At 62.8% G+C, this 22,424-nt stretch carries 21 protein-coding genes; 13 read left to right on the top strand and 8 right to left on the bottom strand.

Annotated elements, in window-relative coordinates; genetic code table 11:
- The first annotated feature begins 63 nt into the window (after window positions 1–63).
- The 8 genes from regB to trxA all read left to right on the top strand — a co-directional run bounded on the left by regB (window position 64) and on the right by trxA (window position 11,980).
- The gene (gene regB, locus RB2654_RS13795) at window positions 64–1,443 is read left to right on the top strand and encodes a sensor histidine kinase RegB (protein WP_008332543.1); all 1,380 of its coding nucleotides are present in this window, start codon (window positions 64–66) and stop codon (window positions 1,441–1,443) included.
- Window positions 1,444–1,515: 72 nt separating this feature from the next.
- On the top strand, window positions 1,516–3,120 hold the full coding sequence (locus RB2654_RS13790) for a PAS-domain containing protein (protein ID WP_008332542.1): 1,605 nt from the start codon (window positions 1,516–1,518) through the stop codon (window positions 3,118–3,120).
- A gap of 39 nt (window positions 3,121–3,159) precedes the next feature.
- Complete coding sequence (gene tsaE, locus RB2654_RS13785) at window positions 3,160–3,648, top strand: tRNA (adenosine(37)-N6)-threonylcarbamoyltransferase complex ATPase subunit type 1 TsaE (protein ID WP_008332541.1); 489 nt, start codon at window positions 3,160–3,162, stop codon at window positions 3,646–3,648.
- Window positions 3,641–4,660, top strand: coding sequence for an aminoglycoside phosphotransferase family protein (locus RB2654_RS13780; protein WP_008332540.1), 1,020 nt, complete (start codon window positions 3,641–3,643; stop codon window positions 4,658–4,660). Before tsaE ends, RB2654_RS13780 begins: the two co-directional genes overlap by 8 nt.
- Window positions 4,636–5,328, top strand: a complete 693-nt coding sequence (locus RB2654_RS13775; RefSeq protein WP_008332539.1) for a nucleotidyltransferase family protein — start codon at window positions 4,636–4,638, stop codon at window positions 5,326–5,328. The genes RB2654_RS13780 and RB2654_RS13775 overlap by 25 nt, the downstream gene beginning before the upstream one ends.
- Complete coding sequence (addB, locus tag RB2654_RS13770; protein ID WP_040885712.1) at window positions 5,321–8,269, top strand: double-strand break repair protein AddB; 2,949 nt, start codon at window positions 5,321–5,323, stop codon at window positions 8,267–8,269. The genes RB2654_RS13775 and addB overlap by 8 nt, the downstream gene beginning before the upstream one ends.
- A complete protein-coding gene (gene addA, locus RB2654_RS13765) occupies window positions 8,266–11,625 on the top strand; it encodes a double-strand break repair helicase AddA (protein ID WP_008332537.1) in 3,360 nt (1,119 codons plus the stop codon). The genes addB and addA overlap by 4 nt, the downstream gene beginning before the upstream one ends.
- Before the next feature lie 34 nt (window positions 11,626–11,659).
- Window positions 11,660–11,980 (top strand): thioredoxin, encoded by a 321-nt coding sequence (gene trxA, locus RB2654_RS13760; protein WP_008332536.1) that lies wholly within the window; start codon window positions 11,660–11,662, stop codon window positions 11,978–11,980.
- 154 nt (window positions 11,981–12,134) lie between these two features.
- Here the strand turns inward: trxA and RB2654_RS13755 are convergent, their stop codons facing one another.
- Both RB2654_RS13755 and RB2654_RS13750 read right to left on the bottom strand, forming a co-directional pair.
- Window positions 12,135–12,341, bottom strand: a complete 207-nt coding sequence (locus RB2654_RS13755; protein ID WP_050771961.1) for a hypothetical protein — start codon at window positions 12,339–12,341, stop codon at window positions 12,135–12,137.
- 125 nt (window positions 12,342–12,466) lie between these two features.
- On the bottom strand, window positions 12,467–13,078 hold the full coding sequence (locus tag RB2654_RS13750) for a L,D-transpeptidase (RefSeq protein ID WP_008332533.1): 612 nt from the start codon (window positions 13,076–13,078) through the stop codon (window positions 12,467–12,469).
- A gap of 166 nt (window positions 13,079–13,244) precedes the next feature.
- Here RB2654_RS13750 and dalA point away from each other — a divergent pair, with 166 nt between their 5' ends.
- On the top strand, window positions 13,245–13,757 hold the full coding sequence (gene dalA / locus RB2654_RS13745; protein ID WP_040884878.1) for a divisome-associated lipoprotein DalA: 513 nt from the start codon (window positions 13,245–13,247) through the stop codon (window positions 13,755–13,757).
- A gap of 71 nt (window positions 13,758–13,828) precedes the next feature.
- On the opposite strand, the gene RB2654_RS13740 is transcribed toward dalA, so the two are convergent.
- The 5 genes from RB2654_RS13740 to hslO form a co-directional block, all read right to left on the bottom strand.
- Window positions 13,829–14,494: a L,D-transpeptidase family protein gene (locus tag RB2654_RS13740; RefSeq protein ID WP_083783396.1), complete on the bottom strand. Its 666-nt coding sequence runs from the start codon at window positions 14,492–14,494 to the stop codon at window positions 13,829–13,831.
- A gap of 70 nt (window positions 14,495–14,564) precedes the next feature.
- On the bottom strand, window positions 14,565–15,776 hold the full coding sequence (locus tag RB2654_RS13735; RefSeq protein ID WP_008332530.1) for a class I SAM-dependent RNA methyltransferase: 1,212 nt from the start codon (window positions 15,774–15,776) through the stop codon (window positions 14,565–14,567).
- The gene (locus RB2654_RS13730) at window positions 15,773–16,936 is read right to left on the bottom strand and encodes a CCA tRNA nucleotidyltransferase (protein ID WP_008332529.1); all 1,164 of its coding nucleotides are present in this window, start codon (window positions 16,934–16,936) and stop codon (window positions 15,773–15,775) included. The genes RB2654_RS13735 and RB2654_RS13730 overlap by 4 nt, the downstream gene beginning before the upstream one ends.
- Entirely contained in the window at window positions 16,933–17,532 is a 600-nt protein-coding gene (locus RB2654_RS13725; RefSeq protein ID WP_008332528.1) for a CoA pyrophosphatase, read from the bottom strand. Before RB2654_RS13725 ends, RB2654_RS13730 begins: the two co-directional genes overlap by 4 nt.
- Window positions 17,519–18,493: an Hsp33 family molecular chaperone HslO gene (gene hslO, locus RB2654_RS13720; protein WP_008332527.1), complete on the bottom strand. Its 975-nt coding sequence runs from the start codon at window positions 18,491–18,493 to the stop codon at window positions 17,519–17,521. Before hslO ends, RB2654_RS13725 begins: the two co-directional genes overlap by 14 nt.
- Window positions 18,494–18,567: 74 nt before the next feature.
- Here hslO and RB2654_RS13715 point away from each other — a divergent pair, with 74 nt between their 5' ends.
- Window positions 18,568–19,017: an NUDIX hydrolase gene (locus RB2654_RS13715; protein ID WP_040884875.1), complete on the top strand. Its 450-nt coding sequence runs from the start codon at window positions 18,568–18,570 to the stop codon at window positions 19,015–19,017.
- Here the strand turns inward: RB2654_RS13715 and RB2654_RS13710 are convergent.
- The gene (locus RB2654_RS13710; protein ID WP_008332523.1) at window positions 18,972–20,273 is read right to left on the bottom strand and encodes a PP2C family protein-serine/threonine phosphatase; all 1,302 of its coding nucleotides are present in this window, start codon (window positions 20,271–20,273) and stop codon (window positions 18,972–18,974) included. The genes RB2654_RS13715 and RB2654_RS13710 overlap by 46 nt on opposite strands.
- A 155-nt stretch (window positions 20,274–20,428) precedes the next feature.
- Here RB2654_RS13710 and RB2654_RS13705 point away from each other — a divergent pair, with 155 nt between their 5' ends.
- The 3 genes from RB2654_RS13705 to RB2654_RS13695 form a co-directional block, all read left to right on the top strand.
- Complete coding sequence (locus tag RB2654_RS13705; protein ID WP_040884873.1) at window positions 20,429–20,740, top strand: Hpt domain-containing protein; 312 nt, start codon at window positions 20,429–20,431, stop codon at window positions 20,738–20,740.
- 86 nt (window positions 20,741–20,826) lie between these two features.
- The gene (locus RB2654_RS13700) at window positions 20,827–22,053 is read left to right on the top strand and encodes an argininosuccinate synthase (RefSeq protein ID WP_008332519.1); all 1,227 of its coding nucleotides are present in this window, start codon (window positions 20,827–20,829) and stop codon (window positions 22,051–22,053) included.
- A gap of 96 nt (window positions 22,054–22,149) precedes the next feature.
- A partial coding sequence (locus RB2654_RS13695) for an SCP2 sterol-binding domain-containing protein (RefSeq protein ID WP_040885707.1) occupies window positions 22,150–22,424 on the top strand: 275 nt, incomplete at its 3' end.

Genomic DNA, 22,424 nt, shown 5'->3' with positions numbered 1-22,424 from the left:
GGCCAGTCGCCCCCGACTAACAAGGGTAGACTTTGACGCAACCCCTCACTTTTGCGGGACACCATGCCAGACAGCAGCGCCGACCTGTTCGAAGCCAACCCCGGCCGAAGCTGGATCAAACTGCGGACCCTGAACATCCTCCGATGGGTCGCCGTCGGGGGCCAGATCGGTGCGATCGGTGTCGCGGATCGTGTGTTCGGCATCCAGATCGAGCTTGGGTATTGCGCGGCAGTCGTCGGGCTTTCGATCATCGCGAACATCGTGTTCCACTTCGTCTACCCCGAAAACAAGCGGCTGAACGAACGGGAAGCCGTCGGGATGCTGCTCTTCGATACGCTTCAACTAGGGCTGCTGATCGTGTTGAGCGGGGGGTTGAACAACCCCTTCGCCGTCCTGATCGCCGCCCCGGTGACCGTCTCCGCAACCGCCCTGTCGCTGCGCGCGACATTGCTGGTCGGGGCTGCCGCGATTGCGTTCACGTCCTTCGCGGTCGATCTGCACATCCCGCTCTACACCGCGGATGGTTCGGTCCTCGAACTACCCGAGGTGTTCGTGTTCGGCGCCTGGGTCGCCATCGTCACCGCGATCGGCTTTATCGCCGCCTATACCCGGCGCGTGTCTTCGGAAACCCAAGCCATGAGTCAGGCCCTGCTCGCCACACAAATGGCATTGGCGCGCGAACAGAAGCTGACCGACCTTGGCGGTGTCGTTGCGGCCGCCGCACATGAACTGGGAACACCGCTCGCGACCATCAAACTGGTGTCGTCGGAAATGGTATCGGACCTGCCCGAAGGTTCGGATCTGCGCGACGATGCGGAACTGATCCGGGATCAGGCCGACCGTTGCCGCGACATCCTCCGCTCGATGGGACGGTCCGGCAAGGACGACCTCCACTTGCGTCAGGCACCCCTCGTCGCGGTGGTCGAGGAGGCCGCCGAACCCCACCGCGACCGCGGAAAGGACATCGTGATCGAGGCGGACGAGGACAATCAGGCGATGATCCAGCGCCGTCCCGAGCTGGTCCACGGTCTGCGCAACCTCGTCCAGAACGCGGTCGACTTCGCCGCGACGACCGTCTGGGTCGAGGCGGATACCACGGACACGGCGATCATGATCCGGATCGTCGACGACGGCGCAGGATACCCGCCGCACCTTCTGGGCCGGATCGGTGATCCGTTCATCAGGCGCAGGCGCACCGCCCCGGACGCGCAGAGGCCGGAATACGAAGGCATGGGTCTGGGGCTTTTCATCGCCAAGACCTTGCTGGAACGTACGGGTGCCGAACTGACCTTTGCGAACGGGCAAGACCCCTACACGGGTGTCGCGCGCCCGAATGAACGGTCGGGCGCGATCGTCGAGGTTGTCTGGCCGCGTGGCACCGACAGTATCGAGGCCGCCGAGCGGCTTCCGATGCTCGGCGAGAACGTGGTCATCGCCGGGTAACGTCCCGTTTAAACATTCGTTAACCATCACAACTTTAGGATGCAGTGACGATTCACGGCTGGACCTTGATTCATGACCACACTGCTTGCGATCGCACTCGTTTTCGTTGCCTTTCTGGTGGCCTTTGCGGTGCTCTTGTTCATCGGGCTTTTCGACAGGCGCCCCTCTGGCGGCATCCGGCAGGTTTCCGTGGGCGAACGGGGTGCGATCACCTTCGTGTTCGAGAACGAAAGCCTGTTGGATGCCACCACATCCGCGCGCGATCTGCTGACGTCGGCCCCCCATCGGGGCACCGATTGGGCGCGGCTTTCGATCCTGCTCGAACCCCGCTTCCCGGGGCTCGAGGCCTGGATATTCGAACTCGCCGATCTGGGCGCGATGGAGCGTGTGTCGAATGACGGCACGAGCTTGCTACGTGCGGAATGGCACGATGGACTCGCCCGGATCACGCTGACCTCGACGGGCGTGGACGATACAGAGATCGGGCCTGACAAATACGCGGTCGCCGCCCTGAATCGTGAACTGGACACGCTCCGCGCCGCCACGGACCGGACCCCCTTCCCGATCTGGCAAGAGGATGCGTCCGGGGTCATCACCTGGTGCAACCGTGCTTACCTCGACCTCGCGGATTCGATGGAAGAAGGCGGCCAATCCTACAAGTGGCCTCCCACACGGCTTTTTGCGGGGCCGACTGCGGAGGACAGCAGCGATGCGGAATCACGGCGGGAACGGATGGCGCTCACCCCGACGGGCGAAGAGACGCGGCATTGGTTCGAAGTGGAGACGCGGCTGAACGGGGACGGCCAGATCTGCACGGCGATCCCGGCGGACGATCTGGTCAAGGCCGAAGTCTCGCGCACCGAATTTGTGACCACACTGTCCAAGACCTTCGCGTCCTTGCCCATCGGTCTGGCGATCTTCAGCCGCTCGCGCGAACTGGCGATGTTCAATCCCGCCCTTCTGGATCTCACCACGCTGCCGGTCGATTTTCTCGTGTCGAAGCCGTCCCTCGCCGCATTTCTGGATCGGCTGCGGGAAATGCAGATGATGCCCGAACCGAAGGATTACAAATCTTGGCGTCAACGTATCTCGGACCTCGTCGATGCCGCCCGAAACGGCACGTATGAGGAAAGCTGGACCTTGCCGGGCGGGCAGACCTACCGCGTGACCGGGAGGCCGCACCCGGATGGGGCCGTCGCCTTCCTGTTCGAAGATATTTCCGCCGAGATCGGCCTTGCCCGTCGATACCGGGCCGAGATCGAAACCGCGCAGGCCACATTGGACGCCCTGCCCTCTGCCATCGCCGTTTTCTCCACCTCCGGGGTGCTGACGCTGTCGAACAGCCACTATGCCGGATTGTGGGTCCCCGAAGACGGCTCCGATCCTTCGACCATGCCGATTTACGAGGCCGTCGAACTGTGGCGGGAAGCCGCCTTGCCCAGCGCGGTCTGGGACCAGATCAAGGGGGCCGTCGGTCATGCAGGTCCGCGCGAAACCGTCGAGACCGGAATTTCGCTCAAGGACGGTCGAAGCCTGATCTGTCGCGTCGTGCCCCTGCCACGCGGATTCACGTTGATCGAATTCGCTCAGGTCACAGCGGGTGAAAGCCGGGACGAGAACGATGGGTTCGCCCGATTCCCGATGCCGAGCCGCTCGGTTGTAGGCGTCGGGAATTAAACGACTTGCCCCCCAAACCGCGCCGGTTACAACAGGTGCATGAATGACGCGCCCGCCCATCGGATCAGGCTGACATCCCCCGGAAAAACGGCGCAATTCGCAGCCGCTTTCGCAAGGCTGGTGCGTCCCGGCGACGTGTTTTTGCTGTCAGGTCAGATCGGTGCGGGAAAGACCCATTTCACCCGCTCGCTCATTCAAGCGCGGCTCGCATATGCCGACAAACCTGTCGAAGACGTCCCCTCGCCCACGTTCACACTGGTCCAGACATACGAGGTCGACGGATTCGAAATCTGGCATGCGGACCTGTACCGCCTGACGCATCCAGACGAGGTCGAGGAGCTTGGATTGTTCGACGCCTTCGATACCGCCGTGTGCCTGATCGAATGGCCCGACCGCTTGGGCGACCTGGCCCCGGCCAAGGCGATCGGAATGGACTTCTCGGTGCCCGATGATCCTGAAACACGGATCGTCGACCTGTCCGGTCTTCCCGAACATCTCGAACCCGTTCTGGAGGCCCTGCATGACTGACCGCGCCGCAAAGATCGCGGCCTTCCTCGACGGGATCGGTTGGGGCGCCGCTACACGCCGCAATCTGGCTGGCGATGCGTCCAACCGCCGGTATGAAAGGCTCGACCTGAACGGCACTCCGGCCGTCCTGATGGATGCCCCGCCGGACAAGGGCGAAGATGTCAGGCCGTTCATCCGCATTGACGAGCACCTGAAAGCCATCGGTCTGTCGCCGCCCGAGATACTGGCGCAAGACGAAGAACTCGGGTTTCTCCTTCTCGAAGATCTCGGCGACGACCTTTACGCGCGATTGCTCGAAGCCGATCCGTCGCAGGAATTGCCGTTGTATCTCGCGGCGACCGACGCCCTGATCGACCTGCACGCGGCCCCCCTGCCAAGCGCGCCGGATTATGGCCCGGAAACCATGTCGGACTTCGCCTGTCTCGCGACGGATTGGTATGCGTTCGGCGCCACCGGGAACCGGGATACCGCCGCGACCCAGACGTTGCGCGCGGCGATGCTGACCGCTTTCGCCGCCCTTCCGGCTTGGTCCCCGGTCCTCGTGCTGCGGGATTACCACGCCGAAAACCTCCTCTGGTTGCCGGCGCGACAAGGGTCGGCGCGTGTCGGCCTTCTGGATTTTCAGGACGCCGGTATCGGGCACCCCGCCTATGACCTCATGTCCCTGGCGCGCGATGCGCGACGGGAGGTTTCGCCCGCAACATGCGAGGCAATGATGGCGCGATACGTGGACGCAACCGAGTACGATGCGGAGGGTTTCGCGCTCGCCTGTGCGACCGTTTCGGCCCAGCGCAATCTGCGCATTCTCGGGGTCTTCGCCCGGCTGTCGCTACACTTCGGCAAGGCGCGTTATGTCGATCTCATCCCGCGTGTCTGGCGGAACTTGCAGACCGATCTGTCACACCCCGAACTGTCCGAACTCGCCCAGTCCATCGGGGAGCTCTTGCCCGAACCGACCCCGGAAATCCTAGCGACACTGAAGGCCAAATGCGGCACCATCCCGACGCTCTGATGATCTTCGCGGCCGGCTTCGGCACGCGGATGGGCCCGCTCACCGCCGATCGCCCCAAGCCGATGGTCGAGGTTGCGGGCAAGCCTCTCATCGACCACGCCCGCGCCATTGCCGAGGATGCCGGTATCGGCAGGATCGTCGCCAACCTGCACTACAAGCCCGAGCCTTTGATCGAGCACCTGAACGGCACCGGAATCTTGCTGTCCCATGAAAGGGATACGTTGCTCGACACAGGCGGCGGCTTGCGGGAAGCCCTGCCCTTGCTGGGCCCCGGCCCGGTCTTCACCCTGAATTCAGACGCGGTCTGGACGGGTGCCAACCCGTTGGGTGAGCTTCGGTCCGCATGGAACCCGGACCGGATGGATGCCCTTCTCCTCCTGCTCGATCCCAACGATGCGCGCGGCCATCCGGGCGCGGGAGATTTCACATTGTCGGACGGGCAGCTAAACCGCGGGCCCGGCTACGTCTATTCGGGCGCGCAGATCATCAAGACCGAAAGCCTGCACGACGTTGCGGAGACCGTCTTTTCCCTGAACCTGATCTGGGACCGGATGATTGCCGCGGGTCGGCTGTCCGGCATCGTCCATCAGGGCGAATGGTGCGATGTGGGTCATCCGCAGGGGATTGCAGAAGCCGAGGCTCTGCTGGACTATGAACGGGATGTTTGAAACCAGCGAACGCCCTCGTGTCTTTGCCCAAGCGCCGGGCGTCGATTTTCCGAATGCCGTGATCGAAGGGCTGCGTGCGCGGCTGAACGGTCAGCCGCCAGAAGCCATGGCGCGCGTGACTTTGTTCGTGAACACGATGCGGATGAAGCGGCGTTTGATCGAACTGTTCGACCAAGGCCCGCCCGCGCTCCTCCCCCGCATCCGTCTGGTCACCGACCTTGGGCAGGACGTGGCGATGGCGGACCTTCCACCCGCCGTATCTCCGCTCAGACGGCGGCTGGAACTGGCGAGCTTGATCTCAGAACTCCTCGACAGCCAGCCCGATCTGGCCCCTCGGCACGCGATCTTTCCGCTGGCCGACAGTCTTGCGAACCTGATGGACGAAATGCACGGCGAGGGGGTCCCGCCCGATGCGCTCGAAGACCTGGATGTCTCGCAGCATTCGGCCTACTGGGCGCGCAGTCTTGCCTTCATCCGGCTCATTGCCCGGTTCTTCGGGACCGCGGGCGCCGAGCCGCCCGACCTCGAAGCCCGTCAGCGGAAGGTCATCGAACGGGTGACGGCGAATTGGGTCGAACGGCCCCCTGCCGACCCGATCCTCGTCGCCGGGTCCACGGGGTCGCGCGGCGCGACCGCGATGCTGATGGAGGCGGTGGCCCGCCTGCCGCAAGGTGCCGTGATCATGCCGGGATTCGACGCGCATATGCCGGCCCACGTCTGGGAGAAAATGGACGACGCGCTGACGGCCGAGGATCATCCGCAGTTCCGGTTTCGCCGGCTTTTGTCGTCGTTGGGCCTGTCGCCCGGGGATGTGGGTGACTGGCACGCGCAGGATGCCCCCAACCCGCGCCGAAACGCGTTCGTTTCGCTGGCGCTTCGCCCCGCGCCCGTCACCGACCAATGGCAGGATGAGGGGCCGGGCTTCGCGGATATCGACGCGGCAACACGCGAGCTGAGCCTGATCGAAGCCCCGAGCCCGCGAGAGGAGGCGTCGGCGATTGCGATGATCCTGCGCGATGCGGCCCAACGCGGGCGCGAGGCCGCGCTCATCACGCCGGATCGCGTTCTGACGCGGCAGGTGACGGCCGCGCTGGACCGCTGGCGCATCACGCCTGATGACAGCGCGGGTCGCCCGCTGCCGCTGACCGCCCCCGGCCGTCTGCTTCGCCATGTGGCCGAAATGCGGGGTCGCCGGATCACCGGTGTCGATCTGCTCACGCTGCTCAAGCATCCGCTCACACACACGGGGGGCGAGCGGAACGAGCATCTCAGGTTGTCCCGCGATCTTGAACTTCAAGCCCTGCGCCGGGACATGCCGTTTCCCGACAAGGCGTCGCTCGCGCTTTGGGCCGGGGAAAAGCCGGACCGGGTCGAATGGGTCGAATGGCTTGCGCCGCTTGTCGCTGACCTTTCTGAAACCGGCACCCAATCCCTGACCGCTCACGTCGAACAGGTCGTCTCGCTCGCCGAACGGCTGTCGGCCGGACCGGATGACGGGAAAAGCGGCGAGCTTTGGGACAGGGAAGCGGGACGAGAAGCGCGACGCCTTGTCGACGAGCTCCTGCGCGAGGCACCGTTTGGCGGTGAAATGACGCCCTCCGACTTCCACGACCTGTTTGCCGCCGTGCTGAACCGTGGATCGGTCCGAAACCCGGATACGCCTTATCCCGGCATCAAGATCTGGGGAACGCTCGAGGCGCGGGTGGGCGGCGCGGACCTCGTCATTCTCGCTGGTTTGAACGAAGGAACCTGGCCTGAACGACCCGCCCCTGATCCGTGGATGAACCGTGATATGCGGCAAAAAGCGGGTCTATTGCTGCCTGAAAGGCGCATTGGGTTGTCCGCCCACGATTTCCAGCAAGGCTTGGGCGCGCCTGAGGTCGTGCTCACGCGATCCCTGCGGGACGACGAGGCCGAGACGGTTCCGTCGCGATGGATCAATCGCTTGATGAACCTGATGAACGGCATGTCCGACGCCGGGGCCGATGCGTTGAAGGCCATGCGATCCAGAGGTGACGCTTGGCTGACCCTCGCGCGCGAACTCGATCGACCCGGGCGTGATCACAAAACCGATCCCGCGCCGCGTCCTTCGCCGCGCCCACCCGTCGAACACCGACCCAAGCGCCTTTCGTTCACCCAGATCGGCACTCTGATCCGCGATCCTTATGCGATTTATGCCGACAAGATCCTCCGTCTGCGCGGGATCGACCCCCTGCATCAATCCCCGGACGCGCCGCTTCGGGGCACGGCCGTTCATGCGGCCTTCGAGCGGTTCATCAGGGAACGACCGAAGGATGAGGCACGGTCCGACGCCCGCGCACGCCTTTTGTCGGTCGCAAGGGAAGTGTTCGAAGCCCAAGCGCCTTGGCCCGCCACCCGGCTGCTGTGGCTCGCCAAGTTGGAACGCATTGCTGATGATTTTCTGAACGACGAGGACGAGCGACAACGGGATGCGACCAATGCGCTGACCGAGATCAGGGGGGAGGCGACGTTCGGGACGCCTCCGTTCACGGTTCACGGAACGGCGGACCGCATCGATGTTCTGAATTTCGGCCAAGTCGCGATCTACGATTACAAGACGGGCCAACCGCCCAGCGAAAAGCAGCAGAAGGCCTATGACAAGCAACTGCTGCTCGAGGCACTGGTCGCCCGCAAGGGCGGCTTCGGTGACCTTGGCCGGATGAAGACCGCGCGCGTCGCCTATATCGGTCTGGGTGCCAAATCGAAATACGTTCCGATCGACGTGGATGAGACGCTTCTTGCCCGAACTCAGGCCGAATTAGAGTCTGTTCTTGCCGACTTCGCGAACCGCGAACGGGGATACACGTCGCGCCGCGTCGTTCTGAGCGCCAATCGGTTCGGCGGCGATTTCGACCACCTCGCGCGCTATGGCGAATGGGATCATACGGCGGAACCCAAAGGCGAAGAGGTCGGGGGATGAGCCGGGACGAAGCGACACAACGTCAGGTCGAAGCGGCCGACCCCGGCGGGAACACCTGGCTGTCGGCCAATGCCGGGTCCGGAAAGACACGCGTGCTGACGGATCGCGTTGCGCGCCTTTTGCTCAATGGCGTCGAGCCTGGCCACATTCTTTGCCTCACCTATACCAAAGCCGCGGCGAGCGAGATGCAGAACCGGCTGTTCCAGCGTCTCGGCGCTTGGGCGATGCTTGGTGACGACGACTTGCGGGCCGAACTCGATGCGCTTGGCGTGATGGGCGCACCGGACCTGAGAAAGGCGCGACGCCTGTTCGCGCGTGCGATCGAAGCGCCCGGTGGCTTGAAAATCCAGACCATCCACGCCTTTTGCGCCACGATCTTGCGTCGCTTTCCGATGGAGGCCGGGGTTTCGCCGGATTTCAAGGAAATGGACGACCGGACGGCACAACTCTTGCAGGAAGAGATCGTCGAAGAAATGGCCTCGGGCGACCTGCGGACGCGGGTCGAGGGTCTGGCCCGCTACTACACCGGCGCCGAGATCATTGGCCTGACGGGCGAGATCATCGGCAAGCGTCAGCACTTCGTCGCACCCGTCGAACGCCATGAGGTCGTTGATGAGCTTGGGCTGCCACAGGATTTCAAACTGGTCGATGTGCTTTCCCAGGTGTTCACGCCGGGATTCAAATCCGCGATCCAGTCCGCCCCGCCGATCCTGTCCCAGCACAGTTCGACAATGGTCACGTTGGCGCAGAAATTGGCTGGAATAGACACTGTTTCGCCGTCCCAGAGTGACTTCGACGCCCTTGCGTCGGCTTTGCTCACTCAGTCGGGCACCGTGCGCAAGAACCTGTTGACCAAGCCGGCGATTGCGGATCTCGGCGACACCGCGGAAACCTTGTTGGCACTTGCCGAAGTGGTCGAGACCGAGGTCGACCGGGTGAAGGCCCTCGCCGTCATCGACCGGACCGTGGCGCTCCACGATTTCGCGCATCCATTCGTCCGGATGTATGAGGAGCGCAAGGCCAGAAACGGCTGGCTGGATTTCGACGACCTGATTCTGCGGGCGTCGGCCCTGCTGAACGCCTCCGACGTCGCGCAATGGGTGCTTTTCCGGCTGGACGGCGGGATCGACCACATCCTCGTGGACGAAGCGCAGGACACGAGCCCGTCACAGTGGCGGGTAATCGATAGCCTCGCGCGGGAGTTCATGTCGGGCGAAGGCGCCCATGCCGACCGCGAATGGTCGATCTTCGTCGTGGGCGACCCGAAGCAGTCGATCTATTCGTTTCAGGGCGCGGACCCGGACGAATTCGCATCGATGCGCGACGCCTTCGACGAGAAACTCAGACAGATCGAGCGCCCGCTCCAGCAAATGCCGCTGGAATACTCGTTCCGTTCATCGCCCGCGATCCTGACGGCCGTGGACGTCACGCTTGACGATGTAGATGGTCTGGGCGGCACCAAACCGCACCACAGGGCGTTTCACGGCGACCGACCCGGCCGCGTCGACCTGTGGCCCGCAATCGAGCCGGTCAAAGAGGATGAGCCACGACCGTGGGACGATCCGCTGGACGTCGCCGCACCCACCGATCACACCGTTCAACTGGCCGAGAACATCGCGGGCGAGATCGCCCGTATGATCGAAGAAGAGCATGTGCCTGCGACTGAAAAGGGCGAAACGGGTTTCCGTCCTGTCGTGCCCGGTGACATCCTGATCCTTGTCCAGCGACGGTCCGACCTGTTTCACCACCTGATACGCGCGTGCAAGTCGCGCGGCTTGCCCATTGCAGGCGCCGACCGGCTGCGGATCGGCGGCGAAATGGCGGTGAAGGATCTTACCGCGTTGCTTTCGTTCCTTGCGACGCCGGAAGATAACCTGTCGCTCGCCTCCGTCCTGCGCTCGCCCCTGTTCGGATTGTCCGAGGATGAGCTTTACAGGCTGGCCTATGGGCGCGAGGGGTATCTTTGGCGTGCGTTGTGGGACAGCGGGCACAGGCGCGTTGTCGAGGCGTTGAGCGACCTTCGGGATCAGGCCGACTTCCTGCGGCCCTATGATCTGATCGACCGCGTTCTGACGCGGCATGATGGACGCCGTCTTCTGCTTGGGCGCTTGGGGGCCGAGGCCGAGGATGGGATCGACGCGATGCTGGCGCAGGCGCTGGCTTATGAACGTGTCGAGGTGCCGAGCCTGACCGGCTTCCTGACGTGGCTCGACACCGAAGACGTCGAGATCAAGCGACAGATGGATTCCGATGCGCGCGAGATTCGCGTGATGACCGTGCATGGTGCCAAAGGCCTCGAATCCCCGATCGTCATTCTGCCCGATACCACCAAGCGTCCGGTTCGCGATCTCAGCGACCTTGTGGTGCTGGAAAACAACGTCGTCTGGCGGCCAGCGGCCCCGGATATGCCCTCGGTCCTTGCGCTCAAGAAAGAGGAAGCCCGGACGAAAGGGGCGGAGGAGCGGATGCGCCTGCTCTATGTCGCGATGACACGCGCCGAGAGCTGGTTGATCGTCGCGGGCGCAGGCGACGTCGGCAAGGAAGCCTCGGACTCCTGGCATGGGCTGGTCCGCGACGGCTTGACGAAACTGGATGCGGTTCCGCGCGGCTTTCCGTCCGGGACAGGCGGGTTGCGGTTTCAGGTCGGCGACTGGCCTGCGGGCGAAAGGCGGAATGTGACAGCCGACGCGGATCGGGAGCCTGACCCGCCGGACTGGTCGCTCGTGGCCGCACCTCATCGCGACCCCGCGCCGAAACCCATTTCCCCCTCGGATCTGAAGGGTGCCAAGGTGGTGCCCGGTGCTGTCGAGGGATTGGACGGCGACGCTGCCAAGCGGCGCGGGCGGCAGATCCACCGCCTCCTCGAGTTTCTTCCGACCTATCCGCGCGAGGACTGGCCCGCGACCGCGCGGGCGCTTCTGGCATTTGGCGAGGATGCCGCGTCGGACGCCGAGCTCGCAGAGTTGCTGGCCGAAGCGACCGCGGTTCTGGACTCCCCCGCGCTCGCGCCGCTGTTCGAGCGCGGCGTTCTTTCCGAGGTCGAGATCACCGGACCCGCCGGGTCGTCGGGCGAGAAGCGTCTACACGGAATCATCGACCTGCTCGTGATTGAGCCGGACCGCGTGCTCGCCATCGACTTCAAATCGAACCTCACCGAACCGGACGCCGCCGAGGCGATTCCGGAGGGGATTCTGGCCCAGCTCGGGGCATATGAAAGTGCGCTTTCGGCGATCTATCCGGATCGGCGCATTGAAAGTGCGGTGCTCTGGACACGCAGTGCAACCCTGATGCCCGTGCCACCCGGTGTGGCAATACGCACATTTCGTTTGCTTGACGCAGCAGGGACCGATACCTAGTTTCCTCCCAACGCATCACGCAAGGAGCAAGCTTATGGCTACCGTCGCTGTCACCGACGCCACGTTCGAAGAAGAAGTACTGAAATCCGATGTCCCGGTCGTCGTGGACTTCTGGGCCGAATGGTGCGGCCCGTGCAAGATGATCGGCCCGGCTCTGGAAGAGCTGTCGACCGAGTACGGCGACAAGGTCAAGATCGCCAAGGTGAACGTGGACGAGAACCCGAACTCGCCGGCCCAGCTTGGCGTGCGCGGCATTCCGGCGCTGTTCATGTTCAAGGGCGGTCAGCCGATCTCGAACAAGGTCGGCGCGGCCCCGAAGGCGGCCCTGCAAAGCTGGATCGACGAATCGATCTGATCCGCGCTTCAGCGCAGTCGAAAAAGGCCCGGTCGTGTTCGACCGGGCCTTTTTCTTGTCGGGTCATCAGATCAGATGCCCCTGAAAAGCGAAAACCCCGCCGCAAGCGACGGGGTTTCCAATTCCGTTCCGGGCAAGATGCCCGGCGCGTTCATTAGCAGGGGGTAGCAACCACTGCACAGAACACACCCACGCCGACGAGGGCGAGGAAGATGAGCGGAACGATGATGCCGGCGTTCGACGACGACGACGACTGTTCCACGATGATTTCCGGCTCAACGATCGGGTCGATGAGGGTGCCGGCCTGAGCGGCGGTGGCGGCGAGAGCAGCAACGGCTGCAACAAGCATGACTTTTTTCATTTCAATCTCCAATTGTCCTTCCGACACTCGCGCGCCGGAACAAGGGTAGTTCTGTACCTCGTGCTTGCAGAAAACAGTATCACCGAAAAATTGCAACTAGTTTCCGGCGAAACCGACCTGTGGTGTCAGATAAGCAACACCTGAGAACCCACCGTCGCGAGGCTGAAAAGCTCAGCAATATTCTCATTGTAGAGCCCGATACAGCCGTTCGAAGAACGCCGCCCGATCTTGCGTGTGTCGTGCGTGCCGTGGATTCGGTAGTACTGCCATCCGAGGTACAGCGCGTGGGTGCCGAGCGGGTTTCCGGGGCCGGCCGGGATGAAGTCCGGCCACTCGGGATTGCGCTCTTTCATCGACGGGGTCGGGCGCCATTCCGGCCCCTCGACCTTGCGAGTCACGCTGGTGCGCCCGCGACGGGTCAGATCTTCGGTCAGCGGCACCGAAGTCGGATACAGCTTGTAGACCCCGTCGTTGTTCCAGAAATGCAGGGCGCGCGAGGTGATGTCGACGAGGATTGCGCCGTTGTTGAGATTGTCGAAATACGGGCGCCAATCCAGCGTGCGGAAGCTCGAGATGTTCCGGCGCACCACTTCGGACAGGTCACGCTCGACCTCGGTCGAATTCTCGGTCTGGGCCAGTGCAGGCGCGACGCCCAGCGCACCGACAGCCGCAACGCTCGTGGTCAGAAAGGTGCGGCGCCCCATGCGGTCGAAACGGGAACCCGTCATCTGAAACATTCCTCGAATTCCATGGTATTCACCGTTTCGTATAGAGCGGAGACCCGCTTGTCGCAATTCAAACCCATGTGCTCACGCCAATTTTTGCCGATGCCAAATTGATTGTCTCAACGATTGTCGCTAAGGCGATGGGGCTTACGAGACTGACCGGAAAGACCCACGTTCCATGACCCGCATTGCCCTTGTTCTGAGTGCGCTTCTGTTCACTTTGGCGGCCTGTAGCACGAACCAGCCGATGCGCATGGGGCCGGATGGCAAGCCGATGCCCTCCGTCTACAAGATTTCTCAGTCTCAGCAGAGCCAGATTCAATTTCGCGTTCTGGATTCCGTGAACGAGCTTCGGTCGGCGGCAGGTGTGCCGCCCGTTCGGTTGAACGCGGAACTGACCGCCGCCGCCGCGACCCATTCGCGTGATATGTCGGTGCAGAACAGGCCCTGGCATTTCGGTTCGGACGGCTCGTCGCCCATCGACCGGGTCCGTCGCGCCGGCTACAGCGGCCCGATGCTGGGCGAGAACATATCCGAGACCTTCGAGACGGAGCTTGAGACACTCGCCGCATGGATGGGTCAGGAGGACACGCGCAACGTGATCCTCGACAGCCGTGGCCGCAACATGGGCTTCGCGTTCTATCAGGAGCCGAACGGCAAGATCTGGTGGACGATGGTCATGGGTGGCTGACGAACACGGCCACCGGATACGACGAGGGGCGCCCGCGAGCGCCCCTTTTTCATTCCCATCGAAGACCGGAGTTATTCCGTCCCGTTCGATGTCACGAGGACCTCTGTCCCCGCCTGAGCCTGCCAAAGGACCGGATCCATCGGCATGATCGGCTCGCGACCATGGGCGACCAGAATATCGGGCGCCGTTTCGTCGAACGGTTTCGGCGTGCCCGGACGCGGACGCAGCAGCGGAGGCTGTTTCGCCGGGAAAATGTGGATCGGCGTGCCGTCACGCACCATCGCGTAGATGTCCTCGATCTCCTTGTTGGTGACCGCGATGCATCCGGCGGTCCAATCCGCCTTGTTCTTGTCTTCCTTCCGGGTCGGGCCACCGTGGATGAAGATGTCGCCGCCCGGAGACACCCCGACCTCTTTCGCGATCTTGCGATCCGTGTCGTTGGGATAGTCCAGACCGACGGACAGGTGGAACGCGCTGTCGGGATTGCGACGGTTGATCCGGTAGCTGCCCTCAGGCGTGCGCCCGTCGCCCTTCTGTTGTTTGTGCCCATAGGGCGAAAAGCCCAGGTGCACATCGTATTCCGCAAGCGCCGTCTGATGATGCATCAGATACATCTTGCGGTTTTCCTTGAAGACGAAAATCTCGGTCACTTCCGGACCGTTGTACGTCTTGAACTTGGAACATGCCGTCAGCCCCACAAAGGCCGCCGTCGATGCCAGCATCACGCGTCGGTTCATCATTGTCGTTGGTCCCAGAAATTCTGCCCGAGCCATGTTTTACACGATTTTCCCAAACCGGGAAAGATCGTCAGCGAGTGAAACACGCCGCCAGCTCGACATGCGGTGACCAGCGGAACTGATCGACCACGACGAGCCAATTCAGCGTGTATCTCGCATCGGTTAATATTTTGGCGTCGCGCGCGAAAGTCACCGGATTGCAGGACACCGCCGCGATGCGCGGAACACCGCTCGCCGCGATCTCGACCATCTGCGCCTCGGCCCCCGCACGGGGCGGGTCGATGACCACCGCATCTGCCCGCAACTCATCCGAAAGCAGCGGACGGCGGAACAGATCGCGGGTTTCCGTTTTGACGGCGTGAAGCCCTTTGCTGTGTCGCCATCCCGCGTCGAGCGCCGTCAGCATGTCATCCACGCCTTCAACCGCAAGCACTCCGGCGCGCTCGGCTATGGGAAGGGTGAATGTCCCGCTTCCGGAAAACAGATCGATGACACGCGATGCGTTTCCGACGGCCTCAAGCACCGCCGCCGTCAAAGCCGTTTCCCCCGGCTTGGTCGCTTGCAGGAAAGCCCCCGGCGGCGGGGTGACAAGCGCGGAGCCGAACCGTTGCGCGGGCGGTCGCGCCATTGCCACGACCTCGCCATCCCACGCCAGTCGGGCGACATCGAACTCACCGGCAATCCCCGCAAGCTCCGTTTCGAGCTTCAAATCAAGGGGTTTTCCGCCACTGACCGATATGTCGAGCCCGGCCTCGGACTCCGTCACGGTCATTTTGACTTCGCCTTTCCGCGAACCCCCCACGGTGGCAAGAGCGTCGCCAATCGGCAGCGCGGACATCAGGGCCGGGGTCAACAAGTGGCAGTTGGGGATCGGGGTGATGACATCCGACTTCGGCGCATGAAAGCCGACGAGAGCGCCCTTCTTGGTGCGCCGGACCGCCAAAGTCGCGCGGCGCCGGCTGTTCGGGGGAGATGTGGCGATACCGCGTATCTCCGTCGTCAGCCCCTGCGCCGTCAGGGCCTGCTCGACGATCCCGACCTTCCACTGTGCCACGAACGCATCGCTGGCGTGTTGCAGGGCGCAACCGCCGCAGGATTTGAAATGCGGGCACGGCGGTTTGATCCGATCGGCGGACGGACGAACGATTCGCGGTGCCTCGATCCGGCCATCCTCGATCTGTCCTTCGACGATCTCGCCCGGTAGGACGCGCGGCACGAACACAGGCCCCGGCCCGATACCGTCGCCCTGATGACCAAGCCGTTCGATGGTGATTTCCGTCATGGCAGACCCAACAACTGTTCGCGGGTGAGTTTGAAGCCCGAATCGATCCATTCCGTTTCCAGCGCCTTGAGCCGTGCCCCGAGCTCCGCGCCCTGAAATCTCGGCATCAGATCGTTCGCCGTGACCGGAAGAACCGCGTGCGAACCGGCACTGCAAGCGTCGATGAAATCGTCAGGGGGAGGTGTTTCCATCAGCGCCGCGTTCACGAGCACGGCATCCCTCGCCACGTCCGCGCCCAAACGGTAGCCCAGCGCGGCGGGTTTTTCCGTGCTTCCCCGGTGCTCCAACAAGGTATCAAGCCGTCTCGCATCGAGATTCGACAGGCGCAGCGCATCTTTGTGATCACAACCCCCCAGCACCGCGAGGCGGCGCATGGCGTCGGGTGCGACGCCCCGGTCCTGTTCGAAGTGAACCAAAATCGGCAGTGCCTTGGGGTTTAGGTCGGGCATGATGCGGGCCAGAACCCCCGAGGCTGCCATCGCTGCGACGGAAGGCGCCGGATCGGGGGCGGCCAGAAGCTTGACGACTTCGGACCCGACCCGTTCGCGCGAAAGAGTGTCTATTCCCTCCGAAAGCTCGGAAATCGCAGTCAACGCATCCGGGTCGAGCCCGGCATCGGCATCGCCATACCATGCGTAAAAACGAAAGAACCTGAGAATGCGAAGGTAATCCTCGCGAATACGGTCATGCGCGTCGTCGATGAAGCGCACTTTCCGCGCCAACAGGTCTTGCAGGCCGCCGAGCGGATCGATGATTTGCCCGTCAGGGGCCGCATAAAGAGCGTTCATCGTGAAGTCACGGCGCCGGGCATCGTCCTCCAACCGATCGGCGAACGCCACCACGGCGCGCCGCCCATCCGTCTCCACGTCCTTGCGCCATGTCGTGACCTCGAACGGATGACCGTCTGCAACCACGGTGACCGTGCCATGATCGATCCCTGTCGGCACAGCGTGAAACCCGGCCTTTCGGGCAAGTTTAGACACTGTTTCAGGGTGCGCGTTGGTCGAAATGTCGAGATCCGTCACCGGGGCACCGATGAGGGCGTTTCGCACGCACCCGCCGACGAAATGCGCTTGGTATCCGGCCGACGTCAGCATGGCGCAGACGGACTGCGCCACCGGGTCGTAAAGCCAAGTCTCGGTGATGCGCGCGTCTGTCATTGTGCAAGCCGGTCTGCCAGAACGCGCAGCATCCGGGCGGTTGCGCCCCAGATGTAATAAGGCCCCCACGGCACGGTGAAATATCGACGGAACTGCCCGCGGAAGTGACGCCCCTCGATAATGTAGCGGCCCGGATCGGCGATATGGTCGAACGGCACGGTGAAGACTTCGGCCACCTCGCCCGGCTCAGGGGTGAAGCGGAACGGCGCTTTCACGCGCGCGACCACTGGGGTCACCTGAAACGACGTAATCGTTTCGTGGAATGGCAGGATACCCAGCACCTCGACATTCTCGCGTGACAGCCCGACCTCTTCCTCCGCCTCGCGCAGGGCCGCTGCGGTTTCGTCCGCGTCGACCGGATCGACCTTTCCGCCCGGAAACGCGATCTGGCCGGGATGATGTTTCAGGGCCGATGATCGTTGTGTGAGGATCAGATCGACCCCTCGCTCCGTCTCCATGAACGCGACCAGAACCCCCGCCGCCCGGAAGGTGCGGTTTTGGGGGCGGACCTCCGGGTTCAGGTCGAAGTCGGACGAGCTGTCGCCCTCGGGCCCGCAGGCGCGGGCGAGCGCGGCGAAAACGTCAGACGCTTCCATCGCTGTCTTTGCCAAGGATCTTGGGGTCGAATTCGTAATGCGCGCCGCAGAACTGGCAATCGGCCGTCACGATCCCGTCGTCCGTGGTCATGTAAGCGATGTCCTTGGCCGAATAGATCGACAGGCTTTCGATCACCCGGTCCTCAGAACACGTGCATCCGAAGGCGACGGGCTGCGGATCGTAGACGCGCGGCCCCTCTTCGTGGAAAAGGCGGGCGAGCATTTCGGTCGGCTGCACTTCGGGCCCGATCATTTCTTCGGCCTGAACCGTATCGAGCAGAATGTTCGCGCGGCTCCAGTTTTCCCGGTCGTCCTCGGTCGGAAGAATGTCCTCCGCGGTCAGCAGACCGTTTTCCCCCGAACCACCCTCGCCGGTCGCGAATGGCGAAGCCTTTGGCATATGCTGAAGCATCACGCCGCCCGCGCGCCAAAGCTCTTCCTTCTTGAAGGACAGGATGAATCGGGTGGGAAGTTGTTCCGACTGCGCGAAGTAGGTTTGCGCGCAATCCGACAGCGATTCCCCGGCGATCGGCGTCAGACCGGAATAGGGCGTCGTGCCCGCCCCCTGATCGATCAGAATGGCGAAGTAGCCGCGGCCGATCTGGTCGAACGGCGACCCGTCCGGCTCGATCCGATCCTCGTCATAGCTGGCATAGGCACGGATGCGTCCCGGCTCGCCGTCTTTCTCAGGGGCATAGTAATCGGTCGCGATGAGTCGCGCGGGGCCGTCGCCACGGACCTGAAGCGAAAGCTTCCAGCGCAGCTTGATCGTCTGGCCGATAAGCGCGGTCAGCAACACCGCTTCCGCGACGAGGTTTTCGACGGACGGCGGATAATCGTGTTGTTCCAGCACCTTGTCCAAGACACCATCCAACCGGACGACCCGGCCGCGAACATCGGCCTGATCGAGTTGGAAGGGCAGGATCGTATCATCCCAGGCGATTTGCGACCCGAGGCTCATGCGCGGTTTTCCTTGTCTGTTTGGCGTGGCATACCGCGAAGCCATGTAGGGAGCAACCGAGCGGGAGACCAGAGATGCGGCGCTATGGTGAAGCCATTGTGAGCGGACAGCGCTACCGCCCGCGCCCCGGCGCCTACGCCATTCTTCCGCGCGATGGCCGGATTCTGCTGACGCATCAGGACGAGCCGAACCCCGAGTTCCAGTTGCCCGGTGGTGGGATAGATCCAGGCGAGTCCCCCCTGCGCGCGCTACACCGCGAAGTGCTGGAAGAGACGGGCTGGCGCATCGCCCGCCCGCGTCGGCTGGGCGTTTTCAAACGGTTTGCCTATATGCCGGAATACGACCTGTGGGCCGAGAAGATCTGCACGATTTTCGTGGCGCACCCGGTGCGGCAGCTTCACGCGCCGACCGAGCCGGGGCACGAGGCGATTTGGGCCGATACCCGCCTTGCCGTTTCCCTGCTGGCGAACGTCGGCGATCAGGTCTTCTTGGCCGACTTCTTGTCAGGCGCACTTCCTCGGTAGTCCAGAACGACGCTCGATATATCGTCGGGCATCGCCTGACCGTCCGCAAAACGGTCGAGATCCCAAGTCAGGGCCTCGAAAAATTCGCCGCCGCGCAAGCTGGCGTTCTTGGTCAGCAACTGCGCCAACCCGCCCTCCTCCAATTCCTCATCCGCCGCATCCCTGCATTCCGTGAAACCGTCAGAATAGAGGACAAGCCGTTCGCCCGGAGCGATCTTGAAGCGGTGTGTTTCATAGGTCGCATCCGTCACCAGCCCGATAGGCAGACCGCCCGTTCCATGAAACCGCACCGCCCCATCGGACGCGATGACCGCCGGGTTCGGGTGGCCGCATTGCGCGATCTGGACGTCGCCGGTGCCCTGATCGACATAGGCAAGCGTCATCGTGAAATAGAGATCGGATTTCAGTTCCGACACCATGAGTTCATTGAGCGTCTGGGCAACTTGGTCAGGCGGTCTCATGCGAAAGCCCTGCCCCGGCACCGCTTCGAACGCGACATTGCGCGCCGGCGTCCCATCGGTCAGGTAGCCCGCGATCCGGGCGGTCAGCAGCGCCGAGGCGATTCCGTGGCCCGAGACATCGATGGCATAGATCGCCACGGTCCCGTTGCCGCCGTCAAAGCAGCCGACCAGATCGCCACCCACATGGCCGCTGGGTTTCAGGAGGAGCGAGACCTGCGACTGACCGAAGTCGCGTAGCTTGTCCTTGACCAGCGACATCTGCATCTTGCGCGCTTCGACGAGGTCGCGGTCGAGTGCGTCGTAGAGTGTCGAGATTTCGTCCAGCGTCGCGATGACGAGCCGGTTCTTTTCGTTCAACTCGCGTTCCATGCGAAGAATGCGGTCCCCCGCCGAAATCCGCGCGCGCAGTTCATCGGGACTGATCGGCTTTGTAAGGAAATCGTCGGCACCGATATCCAGACCGCGCGCGACGGCACCCTTTTCGTTCTTGGACGTCAGGAGGATGAAGTATCCATACTGGTCGCGCGGCATTTTCCTGAATTGTCGGCAAAGCTCCAACCCAGTCATGCCGGGCATCATCCAATCGGACAGAACCAGATCGATGTGCGTGGAACCGAGGATCAGCAACGCCTCCTCGCCGCTTTCGGCTTCGATCACGTCAAAGCCGAGGCGGGTGAGCGTCGCCACAAGAACCCGGCGTTGGGCGCGGCTGTCATCGACGACAAGCACCTGCCGGATGACGCTATCGTCCAGATGCCCGCGTACAGATTTGGATTTCAACAGGTGTGCCGGCACGACTTGCCCCGCTAGAAGGTTCGATCAGTTCCTGTGGGGCATATCCACGTCAGCTTAACACAGCGTGAAATGTCGAACTTTCATGAGTTTTCCTGCGTCCGACACTCCGTCTTAACCGGCAGCGCACCACGGTTTTCCGAATGAAGGAGCACACGATGATCGACTGGCAACAGGTTGACACCCTCAAGGGCGAAATCGGGGATGACGACTTTGACGAAGTCGTCGGGATGTTTCTGGAAGAGGTCGAAGGTGTGTTGGACGACCTGAGGAACCAGAAGAACGATCAAACGCTCGAAGGTGTGCTTCATGCCCTGAAGTCCTCGGCGCTCAATCTGGGTTTTTCCCGTTTCGCCGACCTTTGCGCTTCGGGCGAGGCACAGGCGGCAAATGGCGGCGCCGTGGACCTTGAACCGATCTTCGCCACCTACCAGTCATCAAAGTCGGTGTTCGAGGCCGCCCGCGCCTGATCTGGCAAGGGGTGTGAGAGCGATCACCCTTGCCCGCAACGGGGCTTGCCGATAAACCGCGCCGGACAGTGAAAAGGAGTCCCTCGATGTCCGCGCCGAAGAAAGTCGTGCTCGCCTATTCCGGTGGTCTCGATACCTCGATCATCCTGAAATGGCTGCAAACCGAGTATGGGTGCGAGGTCGTCACCTTCACCGCCGATCTGGGACAAGGGGAAGAGCTTGAGCCTGCGCGCGAAAAGGCGATCATGCTCGGCATCAAGCCCGAAAACATCTATATTGAGGACCTTCGTGAAGCGTTCGTCCGCGACTACGTGAACCCGATGTTCCGCGCGAACACGGTGTATGAGGGGCAATATCTGCTCGGCACGTCCATCGCGCGCCCACTGATCTCCAAGCGGCTCGTCGAAATCGCCGAAGAGACCGGAGCCGACGCGGTGGCCCACGGCGCAACGGGCAAGGGCAACGATCAGGTGCGGTTCGAACTGGCCTGTTATGCGTTGAACCCGAACATCAAGGTGATCGCGCCGTGGCGGCTGTGGGATCTGACCTCGCGCACGAGGCTGCTTGAATTCGCTGAACAGAACCAGATCCCGGTGGCCAAGGACAAACGCGGCGAGGCCCCGTTCTCGGTCGACGCGAACCTTCTGCACACCTCGTCCGAGGGCAAGGTTCTGGAAGACCCGGCGGAAATGGCGCCCGATTACGTATTCCAACGCACGAACAACCCCGAAGACGCGCCGGACGAGGCGCAGATCGTGGAAATCACCTTCGACAAGGGTGACGCGGTCGCCATCGACGGCAAGGCGGTCAGCCCGGCCGAAATGCTCACCCAGCTCAACGAATTGGGCAAGACACATGGCATCGGGCGGCTCGATTTCGTCGAGAACCGTTTCGTCGGTATGAAATCGCGCGGCATCTACGAAACGCCGGGCGGCACCATCCTGCTGGAAGCGCACCGGGGGATCGAACAGATCACGCTCGACAGCGGGTCCGGTCACCTCAAGGACAGCCTGATGCCGCGCTACGCCGAGCTGATTTATAACGGTTTCTGGTTCTCCCCGGAGCGCGAGATGCTTCAGGCGGCAATCGACAAGTCGCAGGAGCTTGTGTCGGGCACCGTTCGCCTGAAACTCTACAAGGGCTCGGTGTTCTGCGTGGGCCGCTGGTCGGAAAACTCGCTGTATTCCGAAGCGCATGTGACGTTCGAGGACGACGCGGGCGCTTACGACCAGAAAGACGCCGCCGGGTTCATCAACCTGAACGCCCTGCGTCTGAAACTTCTGGCAGCCCGGAAGCGGCGCCTGGCGAAGTAACCCATTATCGGTTCAGGAATGCGGGGAGGCAACGTCAGCGTTGCCTCCCCCTTTTTTTGCGCCCATATGCGGACGGACATGCCCGAGGATAGCACCATGAGCCTTGCTGAAATCGCCGACAGAATGAACGAAGCTCTGGCCGATCGCCCGCTGGACAATTCCATCAAGTTCGACTGTGGCGAGGATGGTGCGATCACGATCTCGGGCACCGAAGCGCGTCTTGCCGACGAGCCTGCCGACTGCACGATCCGCATTTCCGAGAAGAACCTCGTGAAGCTTCTGACGGGCAAACTGAACCCTATGGCCGCCTTCGCCATGGGCAAGATCAAGGTCTCCGGCGATATGTCCGTCGCCATGAAACTCAGCCAGCT

The sequence above is a fragment of the Maritimibacter alkaliphilus HTCC2654 genome (assembly GCF_000152805.1).
Classification (GTDB): domain Bacteria; phylum Pseudomonadota; class Alphaproteobacteria; order Rhodobacterales; family Rhodobacteraceae; genus Maritimibacter; species Maritimibacter alkaliphilus.
Note: the sequence above shows the minus strand (reverse complement) of the source record. Positions and strands in the feature narration are given on the sequence as shown.